Source organism: Streptomyces sp. NBC_00885 (genome assembly GCF_045207475.1).
Taxonomy (GTDB): domain Bacteria; phylum Actinomycetota; class Actinomycetes; order Streptomycetales; family Streptomycetaceae; genus Streptomyces.
In genome coordinates this window covers 2,049,992-2,063,602 of record NZ_CP108796.1, presented here as the reverse complement: position 1 = coordinate 2,063,602, position 13,611 = coordinate 2,049,992, and the positions used below count along the sequence as shown (strand labels likewise).

The window sequence follows — 13,611 nt, the reverse complement described above, 5'->3', positions numbered from 1 at the left end:
GAACTGAGGTCCCGTCCCACCCGTCTCAGAAGGAGAGTCGAGTGACGGGGGACCGAGCATGACGGTGACACTGGGCGAGGAGATCATGTTGCTGTCGCTGGACGACGACTCGGGGGCGGCGCGGGAACGGCAGGCCTGTCAGTGGGCGGTAGCGGGCGGGGTCGTCCTCGAGCTCGTTCTGGCCGGTCGCCTGTCCGTGGACCGCGGACGGATCGCGGTGGTCGACACGGCGTCGACGGGGGTCCGGTTGCTCGACGACCGGCTCAGGATGATCGATGCCTGGGCGGCGGGGAAGAGCAAGCCGCCCAAGGTGACGGAGTGGCTGACCAAGGACCACGGCAAGGTTCTGGACGCCACCCTCGAAAGCCTCAGGGAGCGCGGCCTGGTCAGCCAGGAAGAGCGCAAGGTACTGGGGCTGTTCCCGGTGCGGCGGTTTCCTGAGGCGGATGGCACGGTCGAGCGCGAACTGCGCGGGCGGCTTGAGGGATTGGTCCTGCGGCATGGTGAGCCCGACGACCGCTCGGCCGGCCTCATCGCACTGCTTCACGGCGCCAAGCTGCACCGCCTGGCCTTCCCCGACCTGCCGCGCAAAGAGGTCTCTCCGCGAATGCAGGAGATCGCCGAGGGGCAATGGGCGGGGGAGAGCGTGCGCAAGGCGATCCAGGACATGCAGGCGGCGATGTCCGTGGTCGCCCTGGTCACCATGAGGAGCTGATCGGCTAAGCCCCATCGGCGCATCGGCCGGATATCGCCCGGAGTATCAGGTCGAGGCGGGTATCGCGATGCCCGTTACTGAAGGTCTTCCAAAGGAGCCGGTTCAGAGTGCCGGGTCGCCGGTCCTTTCGGCAAGGGTGCCCCTCGCGGACGCCCTCGGTGGCTGGCGCCCCGGCACTCGTCGTTCAGCCAATCCTCTCGTCGAGCGCGCAGAGCCCGCCGATCCGCCCCGCAGGATCCGCAGCGCTTTGGAGGTGGAACTGCGGACCGTCGCGGCTGAGCAGTCCATGATCCGCGCGACTGCTGAGGTCCTCCCAGTAGGGTAGGTAGACGAGACTGCGCTGCTGGGCCGAGAGGGTCGACAGCGCCTTGAGCAGGATCATCATGTCCCCGACCTGGGTCATCTCCTCGGCTGCGGGCTCTGGTTCGGGTAACGAGCCGTGCAGCAGTTCGCGGGTCCAGCGATGCCTGTGTCGTTCGTCGATGAAGAGCCGCACCATCACGGTGCGGGTGTAGGCGGACAGTGCGTCGTGACGTTCCAGCCACTCCCAGCTCCGGTAGATGGTGATCATTGTCTGCTGTGCGAGATCGTCGGCCGCGCCAGGTCAGCGGGTGGCCGACCGTACGATCGTGAACACCGCGCCCTCCGGGTCCGCGACAATCGCGAGCCGGCCGCTGGAGGCCTCGCGCGGTGGCTGCACCACATGCCCGCCGAGCCCCACCACCCGTTCCGCGGCCTCGTCGGGGTCCTGCACCTCGAAGTACGTCATCCAGTGCGTGCCCCGGTTGCGCGGCAGGGCATGGCCGACGCCGTGCAGCGAGGCCACCGGGCGCCCCTCCAGGAGCAGCGTCACATAGTCCAGGTCCGTCGAGACGACCGCCTCCACCTCGTAGCCGAACACCGCTTGATAGAACTTGCCGACCGACGAGGTCTCCACGGTCAGCAGCTCGTTCCAGACAGGTGTGCCATGTGTGCCGTACACCGCGGTGCCGCCGTGGGCGCTGGCCTGCCAGATACCGAAGACCGCACCCGCCGGGTCGGTCACCACGGCCATCCGGCCCGCGTCCTCGGCGTCCAGCGGGCCGACTCCGACGGTGCCTCCACAACTCCTGATCGTCTCCGCGGTGGTGTCCGCGTCGTCGGTCGCCAGATAGGGCGTCCAGGCGATCGGCAGTTGACGGTCGGCCGGAAGGCTGCCGATGCCGGCCACCTCCTTGCCGTCGATCAGCGCCCGGACGTAAGGGCCGAGCTGTTGCGGGCCGGGGGCGAACTCCCAGCCGAACAACTCGCCGTAGAAGGTCTGGGTCCTGTCAATGCCATGCACCATCAAGCTCACCCAGCAGGGTGTGCCGGGCGTGTGCCGAGTCGCCTCGGTCATCGTCACTCTCTCCTCGGACCATCGTGGTGGCCGTGCGGGGGGACCGGGTACGCGCCGTTGTGCGGAACGGCCGCGCCCCGTGCAGATGGTTCCACCACCCGGCGTCCGGCGCGCCCCGGCCGCGCCGGAATTGGCGGGTTCCCGATGGAGGATGCCCGCTTTGGCATTTCCCATCCGTTTCCGCGGCGTTATCGTGCGGCCGGGCACTGCGCAAGGATGGCCCTTATGAACCCCATCATCTCCGCCACCGAACTCGCGAGCGAGCTGTCCTCGACCCGGTCTCCAGTGCTTCTGGACATCCGCTATCAGCTGGGCGGACCGCACGGGCGGCCGGACTACGAGGCCGGGCACATCCCGGGAGCGGTTTTCGTCGACCTTGATGCGGAACTGGCCGGCCTGCCCGGCGCGGGGGGCCGTCACCCGCTGCCGGACCCGGAGGCTTTCGGGGCGGTGATGCGCCGGGCGGGCGTCTCGCCGGACACTGCGGTGGTCGCCTACGACGCCGACAAGGGCTGGGGCGCGGCACGCGCATGGTGGCTGCTGCGCTGGACAGGGCACACGGACGTACGGGTCCTGGACGGCGGTCTCGCCGCGTGGACGGGCCCGCTGGAGACCAAGGTCCCCGAGCCCGACGAGGGCACCTTCAGGCCCGCACCGGGGGAGCTTCCCCTCCTGGATGCCGACGCGGCGGCCGAACTGGCCCGCACGGGGCTCCTGCTGGACGCCCGTGCGGGGGAGCGCTACCGCGGCGAGGTGGAGCCCATCGACGCCGTGGCGGGCCACATCCCGGGCGCGGTCTCGGCCCCGACGACGGAGAACGTCGACAAGAACGGCCGCTTCTTCCCTCCCGAGTGGCTCGCATCCCGCTTCTTCGAGCTCGGCGCCACAGAGGACACCAAGGTCGTCGGTGTCTACTGCGGCTCGGGCGTCTCGGCGGCCCAGCAGGCCCTGGCCCTGGAGCTCGCGGGCTTCACCCCGGCGCTCTACGCGGGCTCATGGTCGGAATGGTCCCGCGACCCCAACCGCCCGGTGGCAACGGGCTCTCAGCCGGGCTGACGCGCGCGGGTAGGCAAGGGAGCCCGGCGCCAACCGCTCGCGCCGGGCCCCCTGCGCACCGCTACTGCTACTCCTGCTTCTTGCGGCGCGTGCCGAAAACGATCTCGTCCCAGCTCGGCACCGCGGCCCTGCGGCCGGGGCGCACCCCGTCCGCCTCCGCCTGGCGGTCGGTCGTCCCCGTCAGGCGGTCGCGGTGACCCGCCACCGAGCGGGGCATCAGCACGTCCGCGTACGCCGAGCCCGCGCCCGCCGAAGCGGCCGGTGCCACTGGCTCCTCGGCCTCCGGCTCCTGCGCGGGCTCCGTCGGCGCCGGCTCCGGCGGTGCGGGCCGCTCCGGCACGACCATGTCGCCACGGAAGCTCGGTACCGCCTCCAGCAGACTTGTCAGGGAGTCCCTCTCCCCGCCGTTCTCATCCGGCTCGGCCGACGCCGCGGGCGCGGCCGGCCGGTCCATCTGGCGGTCGAGCGCCCGGTCGAGCGGCCGGTCCCGCGGCAGCCGCGCGATGCGCGGTACGAACGGAAAGCTCGGCTCCTGCGAGGAGGCGATCGTGTCGTCGGTCTCGCCGATCAGCGCGCGCGCCTCGTCGTCGACGGCCTGGACGAGCCGCCGCGGCGGGTCGTACGTCCAGCTCGCCGAGTGCGGCTCACCCGCGACCCGGTAGACCAGCAGGACCTCCCAGGTGCCGTCGTCGCGGCGCCAGGAGTCCCACAGCACGGTGTCCTTCTCGGCGCCGCGGAGCGTGAGGCGCTCCTGCACGGCCTCGCCGAGCTGCGGTCCGGTGTTCTCCCCGGGACGGCGTACGGGAGTCTTGCGGGCCCGCTCCGCCATGAACGCGCGCTCGGCGAGCACGGGTCCCTCGAAGCGCCGCACGCGGTCGACCGGAATTCCGGCGAGCTGTGCGACCTCTTCGGCGGAGGCTCCGGCGCGTATACGTGCCTGGATGTCGCGGGGACGGAGGTGGCTCTCCACCTCGATCTCGATCTGGCCGAGGCGGGCGCGGTCATTGCGCACGGCGGCCCGCAGCCGCTCATCAATCGGAAGCGTGTATTCCGTGCTGTCCGCAGCTTTGAGCACCAGTCGTGTGCCGTCGTTGGAGACGGCCACGACACGCAGTTCGGGCATGGGGACCTCCCGGGTGGTGCCTGCCGACGTCACGTGCGTCGCTGCTTCCGCTAGTCGAGTGTGGCCTGCCCGGGTGCAGCCTGCCACAACCTTGCCGAGTTGCCCGGCGTGTCGGGCACAGGCCCTGGATCGCCGTTATGGCACGGTTACCTGTTTGCGACTCTCAGTGACCAGTCCGTCACTCTCCGCATCAGATGCCCGTGCGGTGCCGCGGCGCCGCCGGATCGAGCGCCGCTTTCGGCCCCCTACCTGGGTCCGAACGCCCATGAGGGAGGTCGGGCCCAGGGCTCGCCACAGTACTCCATTCGGGCCACGGGGGTGGACCGCCGCGCCGCCGAACTTCTCGCAGGGTAGGGGAGTTGGGCGTCTGGGACATGGGTGACCAGGTGTCCTGATTCACAGAATCTTCTCAAAGGGAACTATTCGCTTCGCTCACATGTCCCTACCTGAAAGGCAGTTGGCCCTCAGTCGCCCAGGACCCGCCGCAGATAGTCGTTGCCGAACAGCCGCTGCGGGTCCAGCCGGTCGCGCAGCGCGGTGAATTCACCGAATCGGGGATACACCTCGGCGAAGTACTCCGCGTCCCGCGTGTGCACCTTGCCCCAGTGCGGCCGCCCGCCGTGCGCGGTCATGATCCGCTCCACCGCGGTGAAGTACGCCTGGTGCGGCGTGCCCCGGTAGAGATGCACGGCGATGTACGCACTCTCCCGGCCCGATGCCGTGGAGAGGGTGATGTCGTCCGCCGGGGCGGTACGTACCTCCACCGGGAAGCTGACCCGCAGCGGCGAGCGGTCGATCATCGCCTTCACCTCGCGCAGCGCGCCGATCGCCGCCTCCCGCGGCAGCGCGTACTCCATCTCCAGGAACCGCACCCGGCGCGGAGATGTGAAGACCTTGTAGGGGATGTCGGTGTAGGTGCGGGCCGAGAGGGCGCGGCTGGAGATCTTGGCGATCGTCGGGATGGTCGCGGGGACGGCCCGGCCGAGCGAAACGACCAGCTGGAAAACGCCGTTGGACAGCAGCTCGTCCTCGATCCAGGCGCTGATCTGCCCGGGAGGGGCGGCAGGGCCCGCGCTGCGGTTGTTGCGCTTGGTGTTGCAGTTGCCCGTGTGCGGGAACCAGTAGAACTCGAAGTGCTCGTTCTCGGCGAAGAGCTGGTCGAACTCGGCCGTGACCCTGTCGAAGGCCATCGGCTCCTCACGGGCCGTCAGCAGGAAGACCGGCTCCACGGCGAAGGTGATCGCGGTGACGACGCCGAGCGCGCCGAGCCCGATGCGGGCCGCCGCGAAGACGTCCGGATTCTCCTTCTCGGAACAGGTCAACAGCGAGCCGTCGGCGGTGACCAGCTCAAGTGCCGTGATCTGCGCGGCGATCGACGCCGAGTCGCGGCCGGTGCCGTGGGTGCCGGTGGAGGTCGCGCCCGCGACGGTCTGATCCATGATGTCGCCCATGTTCGTGAGCGAAAGGCCCTCACGGGCGAGGGCTGCGTTCAGCCGCTTGAGCGGGGTGCCCGCCTCGACGGTCACGGTCATGGCCGACCGGTCGATCTCCCTGATCCCGGTCAGCAGTTCCGGCCGGATCAGCACTCCGTCGGTGGCCGCGGCGGCCGTGAACGAGTGGCCCGTGCCGACGGCCTTGACCTTCAGCCCGTCCTCGGCCGCCTTGCGTACGGCTGCGGCCAGTTCCTCGGTGGAGGCGGGTGATATCTCCCGTATGGGACGGGACGTGACATTCCCCGCCCAGTTACGCCACGTGGTGCTGCCGGTCGTGCTGCTCACGCTGCCCCTCCCGCGTCTTCACCGGCATCCGCAGCCGGCGGTACCCCAGGAACGCCACCGCGGCCGCGATCGCTCCCGCCGCGTTCGAGACCAGGTACCCGGCATCCGCCCCGGCGGCGTCGATCACCCAGCCGGCGACCGACGAGCCGAGCGCGATTCCGACCGCGAGCCCGGTGCCCACCCAGGTCATGCCCTCGGTCAGATTCGCGCGTGGTACGTGCTGCTCGATCAGGGCCATGGTGGTCACCATCGTCGGTGCGATGGCTAGGCCCGCGACAAAGAGCGCCACGGCCAGGAACGGCAGGTTCCCGGCCAGTTGGAGGGGGATCATACTCACGGCCATCGCACAGATGCCCAGCAGCCACGTGCGCTCGCCCGGGCCCTTGAGATGCAGCAGGCCGAAGACCACTCCGGCGAGGCACGAACCGAGCGCGTACACGGCCAGCACCACACTCGCCGCCGCCTTGTGGCCCTGCTCCTCCGCGAAGGCCACCGTCACCACGTCGACGGAGCCGAAGATCGCGCCCGTCGCGACGAATGTGCCCACGAGGACCTGAAGACCGGGGGAGCGCAGGGCCGAGCCCTTGGTGTGGTGCTCCTTCGGCTGCGGCACCGGCTCGGTGGACCGCTGCGCGGTCAGCAGGAAGACGCCCGCCAGCAGACAGAGCCCGGCGACCAGCGGGCCCGCCTCGGGGAACCAGACCGTGGACAGACCGATCGCGGCGATCGGCCCGAAGATGAAGCAGGCCTCGTCGACGACGGACTCGAAGGCGTACGCGGTGTGCAGTTCGCGGGCCGAGCCCCGGTAGATCTCCGCCCAGCGGGCCCGGACCATCGAGCCGACGCTCGGCACGCTGCCGATTCCGGCAGAGAAGACGAACAGGGTCCAGTCCGGCCAGTCTTGATGCGCGGAGAGCAGCAGCCCGGACACCGCGGAGGCGGAGACGATGGTCGCGGGACGCAGGACCCGGCGCTGGCCGTGCCGGTCCACCAGCCGGGATATCTGCGGGCCGAGCGTGGCGGCGGAGAGTGCCACGGTGGCCGACAGTGCCCCGGCGAGGCCGTAGCGTCCGGTGAGCTGCGAGATCATCGTGACGATGCCGATGCCCATCATCGACAGGGGCAGCCGTCCGACGAAGCCGGCGGCGGAGAACGCCTTGGCGCCGGGGGCAGCGAACAGGGCGCGGTACGGACTGGGCAAGGAGAGCTCCGTAAGGCGGCCTCACCGGGGCCGTCGTGGACGTGGGTTGCGCCAACGTAAGGCACGTGAAGGCGTTGGCAGCTTACGCGCTGCGCCTGTACGGCGCACCGCGGTTTTCCCGCCGTCCAAGGCTGGTGGCAGGATCGTTGCCATGTCGGATCAGCGTGACCCAGCACCCTACGACGCCCTGCTGCTGCTCTCCTTCGGTGGCCCGGAAGGCCCGGACGACGTGGTCCCGTTCCTGGAGAACGTGACGCGCGGCCGCGGCATCCCCAAGGAACGGCTCAAGGAGGTGGGGCAGCACTACTTCCTGTTCGGCGGGGTCAGCCCGATCAACGACCAGAACCGCGCCCTGCTGGACGCCCTGCGCAAGGACTTCGCCGAGCACGGTCTGGACCTGCCCGTTCGCTGGGGCAACCGCAACTGGGCGCCCTATCTGACCGACACCCTGCGCGAGATGGTCGCGGCCGGCCACCGCCGGATCGCCGTCCTCGCCACCAGCGCGTATGCCTCGTACTCCGGCTGCCGCCAGTACCGCGAGAACCTCGCGGACGCGCTGGCGACCCTTGAGGCCGAGGGACTTGGGCTGCCGCGCGTGGACAAACTGCGGCACTACTTCAACCACCCCGGTTTCGTACGCCCCATGATCGACGGCGTCCTGCAGTCCCTGGCGGACCTCCCCGAGGACGTGCGCGCGGGGGCCCATCTCGCCTTCACCACGCACTCGATCCCGACCTCCTCGGCCGACACGTCTGGCCCGGCCGACGAGCACGGCGAGGGCGGCGCCTATGTACGTGAGCACCTGGACGTGGCCCGGCTGATCGCCGACGCCGTACGTGACGAGACGGGCACCGCGCACCCCTGGCAGCTCGTCTACCAGTCACGCAGCGGAGCCCCGCACATCCCGTGGCTGGAGCCGGACATCTGCGACCACCTGGAGGAGCTGCACGCCTCCGGGGTGCCCGCGGCCGTGATGGTCCCCATCGGCTTCGTCTCCGACCACATGGAAGTGCTGTACGACCTCGACACCGAGGCCACGGCGAAGGCCGCCGAGCTCGGGCTGCAAGTGCGGCGCTCGGCGACGGTGGGCGCCGATCCGCGGTTCGCCGCGGCCGTACGGGACCTCGTCCTGGAGCGCGCCGCGAGCGAGCGGGGCGTGAACGCCGAGCGGTGCGCGCTCGGCTCGCTCGGCGCCTCCCACGACCTCTGCCCGGTCGGCTGCTGTCCTGCCCGGGCGCCCAAGCCCGCGGCCGCCGGTGCCGACAGCCCGTACGCCTCCCGTACGCCCTAAGGAAGCCCTGTGAGCGACCGTCTCCTGTCCGAACTGCTCGACCTCGCCCTGGAGGCCGCCCGCCGGGCGGGGGAGCTGCTGCGCGACGGCCGCCCCGCCGACCTCGGCGTCGCCGCGACCAAGTCCAGCCCGATCGACGTCGTCACCGAGATGGACATCGCGGCGGAGAAGCTGATCACCGGCTTCCTGGCCGAGCGCCGCCCCGACGACGGCTTCCTCGGCGAGGAGGGCGCCTCCACGACCGGCACCAGCGGCGTCCGCTGGGTCATCGACCCGCTCGACGGCACCGTGAACTACCTCTACGGCCTGCCGACCTGGGCGGTCTCCATCGCCGCTGAGCGGGACGGAGAGAGGGTCGTGGGGGTCGTGGAGGCCCCGATGCGGCGCGAGACGTACCGGGCGGTTCTGGGCGGCGGCGCGTACGCCGGTGACAAGCCCCTGCGCTGCCGCCCTGCGCCGCCGCTGGACCAGGCCCTGGTCTCCACCGGCTTCAACTACGTCGCGGCCGTACGGAGCCACCAGGCGGACGTGGCCCAGCGGCTGATCCCGCTCCTGCGCGACATCCGCCGCAGCGGCTCCGCGGCGGTGGACCTCTGCGACGTCGCCGCGGGCCGCCTGGACGGCTACTACGAGCGCGGGCTCAACCCGTGGGACCTCGCGGCGGGCGACTTGATCGCCCGCGAGGCGGGAGCCCTGACGGGCGGCCGCCCCGGCGGGCCCCCGGACGGCGACCTGGCGGTGGCGGCGAGCCCGGGCGTATTCGGCCCGCTGCAGTCGCTGCTGGAGGAGTTCGGCGCCTGGCACGACTAGACCGCGTCCGGCTGGGCCGCACATTTCAGCCCGTCCGGCGTTTGAGGACACGCGCGAAGCGCGTACGGGGGTCTGGGGGCTTGCCCCCAGTTCGGGAAGGGGCGGGGTGGGGGAACAGCCCCGCAGGGCCCCGCCCAAACAGCGCACGCCCGTCCGGCGATGAGGACACACAGAAGGGCCCGGCGCCGTCCCGCGGCGTCGGGCCCTTCTCATGTCCGGTACCTGTGCGGCCCGGCGCTACGCGGCGCTGACCTCCACGCCGTGCTCCGCGGCCAGCCGATGCAGGTCGTCAAGCTCAGCCTGCTCGACATCCGCGAGGAAGTCGTCGCCCGTCGCGCGGGCCAGGGTCAGGTCGGTCTCGGCGGCCTTTATGCGCTGCAACAGTCCTGCGGTGAATGCGTCCATGTGCGCCCCCTCGTCGTGGGTCGGTGGCACGGGGGTGTGCCTGGGGTTTCCCCTGCCGCAGGCAGAGGACGGGGTGATCAACCCTGAAACAGGTCGTGGTGTGCCACATACAGGGCGTGATCGCGGGTGTTTAGTCGTCCTCCCCCGGCCATCCCTCAAGGAAACCTCAACTGGCCCGGGAATCCGGTGAATTCCTTGCCGCCCAGGTCGGCCCCGGGTGACCTGTTCCGCCTTACAGCCGGTTTACGCGCGTAACGGGCAGGATGGATGCGCACAGCCAGTGCTCACACACCTGCCCCGATCATGGGTGACGGGACCAGAGGAAGGATCACGACGTGCGCGTACTCGTCGTCGAGGACGAGCAGCTGCTCGCCGATGCGGTGGCCACCGGACTGCGCCGGGAGGCCATGGCCGTCGACGTCGTGTACGACGGCGCCGCGGCGCTGGAGCGCATCGGGGTCAACGACTACGACGTGGTCGTCCTGGACCGTGACCTCCCGCTGGTCCACGGCGACGACGTGTGCCGCAAGATCGTCGAGCTGGGCATGCCGACCCGCGTGCTGATGCTGACCGCGTCCGGCGACGTCAGCGACCGGGTCGAAGGCCTCGAACTGGGCGCGGACGACTATCTCCCCAAGCCCTTCGCCTTCAGCGAGCTCACCGCGCGCGTGCGGGCCCTCGGCCGGCGTACCACCGTGCCGCTGCCGCCCGTCCTGGAGCGCGCCGGGATCAAGCTCGACCCCAACCGCCGCGAGGTCTTCCGCGACGGCAAGGAGATCCAGCTCGCGCCCAAGGAGTTCGCCGTACTGGAGGTCCTGATGCGCAGCGAGGGCGCGGTCGTCTCGGCCGAGCAGCTGCTGGAGAAGGCCTGGGACGAGAACACCGACCCCTTCACCAATGTCGTGCGGGTGACCGTGATGACCCTGCGCCGCAAGCTCGGCGAGCCTCCCGTGATCGTCACCGTGCCCGGTTCCGGGTACCGGATCTGATCCCGGTGACCGCGACCCCCGCGCCTCCCGAGGCGCCTCCGAAACCGACCTGGGACCCGCGCGACCCGGTCCGTCCCCTGCTGCGCCCAACGATCCGGATACGCCTCACGCTGCTGTACGGCGGAATGTTCCTGATCGCGGGCATCCTGCTGCTCTCGATCATCTATCTGCTCACCGCTCAGGCGCTGCAGGTCAGCGTGGGTGACCTGCCGTTCAGGATCGAGACGGGCCGGGTGCAGCCCACCACCTCCTGGTGCCAGCTGCCCGAGACGGGGACCGGCGAGCAGTTCAACCAGGCCGTCGCCAGCTGCCTCCAGCACCAGCGCGAGATGGCCCTGGACGACCTCCTGCGCCGCTCGCTGTTCGCGCTGCTCGGTCTGAGTGTCATCGCCTTCGCCTTCGGTTACGCGATGGCGGGCAGGGTCCTCTCGCCGCTCGGCAAGATCACCCGCACCGCCCGTCAGGTGGCCGGCTCCGACCTCTCGCGGCGGATCGAGCTGGACGGCCCGGACGACGAGCTCAAGGAGCTCGCCGACACCTTCGACGAGATGCTGGACCGCCTGGAGCGCGCCTTCAGCGCTCAGCAGCGGTTCGTGGCGAACGCCTCGCACGAGCTGCGTACCCCTCTCGCGATCAACCGCACGCTGCTGGAGGTCCACCTCTCGGACCCAGGGGTGCCCGCGGAGCTCCAACAGCTCGGCAAGACGCTGCTGGCCACCAACGAGCGCAGCGAGCAGCTCGTGGAGGGTCTGCTGCTGCTCGCCCGCAGCGAGAACCAGATCGTCGAGCGCAAGCCGGTGGACCTGGCCGAGGTCGCCACGCGCGCGGTGGACCAGGTCCGCGCCGAGGCAGACGCCAAGGGCGTCGAGATCCGCGGGGAGTGCTCGCCCGCCGTCGTCCAGGGCAATGGCGTCCTGCTGGAGAGGATCGCGCTGAACCTCGTGCAGAACGGCGTGCGCTACAACGTCCCGGAAGGGGGCTGGGTGGAGGTCACGACCGAGATCCAGCACGGCCAGGCGGTCCTGGTGGTCTCGAACACGGGGCCGGTGGTTCCCGCGTACGAGATCGACAACCTCTTCGAGCCCTTCAGACGGCTGCGTCAGGAGCGCACAGGCAGCGACAAGGGCGTCGGCCTGGGGCTTTCGATCGCCCGGTCGGTGGCCCGGGCTCACGGAGGCCGTATCATCGCGGAGCCTCGTGACGGCGGTGGCCTCGTGATGCGAGTCACCTTCCCGGTCTGAGATGCTGACCGACGCGAATCACTTCGTTCGCTTTACGCGGAATTTTCGGGACCCGTACCCGAGAGGGCCGTGTGGGATCGATCACAAAGGCGAATTTCAGGCCATCTACTCTCAGTGATCAAGACTCTTGCCGGAAAGCCGGGAAAAGTCCGGGTTTCCGGGGGTCGAGATCACGGGAAGTACACGGGGTGGCGCCCGTGAAGTGCGACATTCGGACCGTGTACGGTCCCGATCGCCATCCAGTCCGATCACTCTCGGGGGATCCGGTTGGGTGTCGATTGAGTAACAGACCTTGATGTGAGGCAAAATCTCCGCCTCGGGTCGGGCACAAGTCCGGCCTCTCACGCGTTACGTGCGCTGGAGACACCGCAGACACCCAGAGGGGGAGAGCGACATGGCAACGGACTACGACACCCCACGCAAGACCGACGACGACGTCGATTCGGACAGCCTTGAGGAACTGAAGGCCCGTCGGAACGACAAGACGACGTCGTCCGTCGACGTCGACGAATTCGAGCAGGCCGAGGGCCTGGAGCTGCCCGGAGCGGACCTTTCCAACGAGGAACTGTCCGTTCGCGTGCTGCCCCGGCAGGCGGACGAGTTCACCTGCATGAGCTGCTTCCTGGTGCACCACAGGAGCCAGCTTGCCCGCGAGAAGAACGGCCAGCCGATCTGCCGCGACTGCGACTGAGGTCCGGTCGGCCGTGGCAGGCGAGACACCGTCCGGGAAGCGGCGTTTCCGGCGTCAGAAACCGCCGGAGGCGCACCGGGGCGTTACGGGCCCGGCGCAGGACGCCAAGGCGTCTGCCGAGCTTTCGGCCGCCCTGCTGCCCCACGGCGCAGCAGACGACGACGGGCGGGGCCGTGGAGCCTCGCTCGAAGCAGCCGGTCAGGCGGGGCCCACGACAAGGGCACCACGCCTGACCGCCGTGCGGCAGGGGGTCCACAAGGGCCGCGTGGGCGCCAGAGTGGCGCTCGCGTTCATGGCCGACCGGATCATCGAGATCGCACCACGAGTGCCGGTGCGTGATCTGGCGACCCTGCGCAAACAGTTCCCCGGACTCGGTCCGGAACAGCTCGCGGACAAGCTGGTCGCGGGCGCGGCGAACGGCACCTCAACCGTGGGTGCGGGTATCGGCGCGGCCGCGATGCTGCCCGTCCCACCGGCGATGCCGGCCGAACTGGCCACGGAGATCATCTCCGTCGCCGCGATCGAGCTGAAGCTCATCGCCGAGCTCCACGAGGTCTACGGCATGCGGCCGCAGGGCACCCTCAGGGAGCGCAGCATCGGGTATCTGACCTCCTGGACGGAGGAGCGCGGGATCGACGTCACAAGACCGGCGACGATCGACATCGCGCTGGGCGGCCGGTTCAAGCGCGAGCTGCGGCAGCAGATCATGAAGCGCATGGTCCGCAATCTGCCGAACCTGATTCCGTTCATGATCGGCGCGGCCGTCGGCGCGGTGATGAACCGCCGTGACACCAAGAAGGTCGCGGACCGCATCCGCAAGGACCTGCGCAGCAGACAGATCCCCTGGGACGCGCTGCCCACGCTCCCGCCGCTGGAACAGCCCGAGGACCCCCTGGAGGCGCTCCGGGCCCCGCGCGAACCGGGCCCCTGACC

13 protein-coding genes and 1 pseudogene are annotated in these 13,611 nt (G+C 70.2%); 8 read left to right on the top strand and 6 right to left on the bottom strand.

The genetic code is table 11. The annotated features are described in order from the left end of the window. Positions 1-58 precede the first annotated feature (58 nt). On the top strand, positions 59-715 hold the full coding sequence (locus tag OHA61_RS09030; protein WP_406302604.1) for a GPP34 family phosphoprotein: 657 nt from the start codon (positions 59-61) through the stop codon (positions 713-715). Positions 716-899: 184 nt separating this feature from the next. Here OHA61_RS09030 and OHA61_RS09025 read toward each other — a convergent pair. Next, a pseudogene (locus OHA61_RS09025) lies at positions 900-1,301 on the bottom strand (hypothetical protein); the annotation flags it as partial. Between the two features lie 18 nt (positions 1,302-1,319). Continuing rightward, complete coding sequence (locus tag OHA61_RS09020) at positions 1,320-2,093, bottom strand: VOC family protein (RefSeq protein ID WP_406302603.1); 774 nt, start codon at positions 2,091-2,093, stop codon at positions 1,320-1,322. Between the two features lie 225 nt (positions 2,094-2,318). On the opposite strand from OHA61_RS09020, the gene OHA61_RS09015 reads away from it, so the two are divergent. Then, positions 2,319-3,149: a sulfurtransferase gene (locus OHA61_RS09015; RefSeq protein ID WP_406302602.1), complete on the top strand. Its 831-nt coding sequence runs from the start codon at positions 2,319-2,321 to the stop codon at positions 3,147-3,149. A 67-nt stretch (positions 3,150-3,216) separates the two neighbouring features. Here the strand turns inward: OHA61_RS09015 and sepH are convergent, their stop codons facing one another. From sepH to OHA61_RS09000, 3 genes are all read right to left on the bottom strand, one after another. Beyond that, positions 3,217-4,272 (bottom strand): septation protein SepH, encoded by a 1,056-nt coding sequence (gene sepH / locus OHA61_RS09010; protein ID WP_406302600.1) that lies wholly within the window; start codon positions 4,270-4,272, stop codon positions 3,217-3,219. A gap of 464 nt (positions 4,273-4,736) precedes the next feature. After that, complete coding sequence (locus OHA61_RS09005; RefSeq protein WP_406302599.1) at positions 4,737-6,050, bottom strand: D-arabinono-1,4-lactone oxidase; 1,314 nt, start codon at positions 6,048-6,050, stop codon at positions 4,737-4,739. Beyond that, positions 6,016-7,251, bottom strand: coding sequence for an MFS transporter (locus OHA61_RS09000; RefSeq protein ID WP_406302598.1), 1,236 nt, complete (start codon positions 7,249-7,251; stop codon positions 6,016-6,018). The genes OHA61_RS09005 and OHA61_RS09000 overlap by 35 nt, the downstream gene beginning before the upstream one ends. Positions 7,252-7,402: 151 nt before the next feature. On the opposite strand from OHA61_RS09000, the gene OHA61_RS08995 reads away from it, so the two are divergent. Both OHA61_RS08995 and OHA61_RS08990 read left to right on the top strand, forming a co-directional pair. Further along, on the top strand, positions 7,403-8,542 hold the full coding sequence (locus tag OHA61_RS08995; protein ID WP_406302597.1) for a ferrochelatase: 1,140 nt from the start codon (positions 7,403-7,405) through the stop codon (positions 8,540-8,542). 9 nt (positions 8,543-8,551) lie between these two features. After that, entirely contained in the window at positions 8,552-9,352 is an 801-nt protein-coding gene (locus tag OHA61_RS08990) for an inositol monophosphatase family protein (RefSeq protein ID WP_406302596.1), read from the top strand. A 237-nt stretch (positions 9,353-9,589) separates the two neighbouring features. Here the strand turns inward: OHA61_RS08990 and OHA61_RS08985 are convergent, their stop codons facing one another. Next, positions 9,590-9,757, bottom strand: coding sequence for a hypothetical protein (locus tag OHA61_RS08985; protein ID WP_324986301.1), 168 nt, complete (start codon positions 9,755-9,757; stop codon positions 9,590-9,592). Between the two features lie 335 nt (positions 9,758-10,092). Here OHA61_RS08985 and OHA61_RS08980 point away from each other — a divergent pair, with 335 nt between their 5' ends. From OHA61_RS08980 to OHA61_RS08965, 4 genes are all read left to right on the top strand, one after another. Further along, a complete protein-coding gene (locus OHA61_RS08980) occupies positions 10,093-10,746 on the top strand; it encodes a response regulator transcription factor (RefSeq protein WP_142213241.1) in 654 nt (217 codons plus the stop codon). A 5-nt stretch (positions 10,747-10,751) separates the two neighbouring features. Further along, positions 10,752-11,987 (top strand): sensor histidine kinase, encoded by a 1,236-nt coding sequence (locus tag OHA61_RS08975; protein WP_406302595.1) that lies wholly within the window; start codon positions 10,752-10,754, stop codon positions 11,985-11,987. Positions 11,988-12,381: 394 nt separating this feature from the next. Beyond that, positions 12,382-12,678 (top strand): DUF4193 domain-containing protein, encoded by a 297-nt coding sequence (locus OHA61_RS08970; RefSeq protein ID WP_142213239.1) that lies wholly within the window; start codon positions 12,382-12,384, stop codon positions 12,676-12,678. A 13-nt stretch (positions 12,679-12,691) separates the two neighbouring features. Beyond that, positions 12,692-13,609: a hypothetical protein gene (locus OHA61_RS08965; protein ID WP_406302594.1), complete on the top strand. Its 918-nt coding sequence runs from the start codon at positions 12,692-12,694 to the stop codon at positions 13,607-13,609. Positions 13,610-13,611 lie beyond the last annotated feature (2 nt).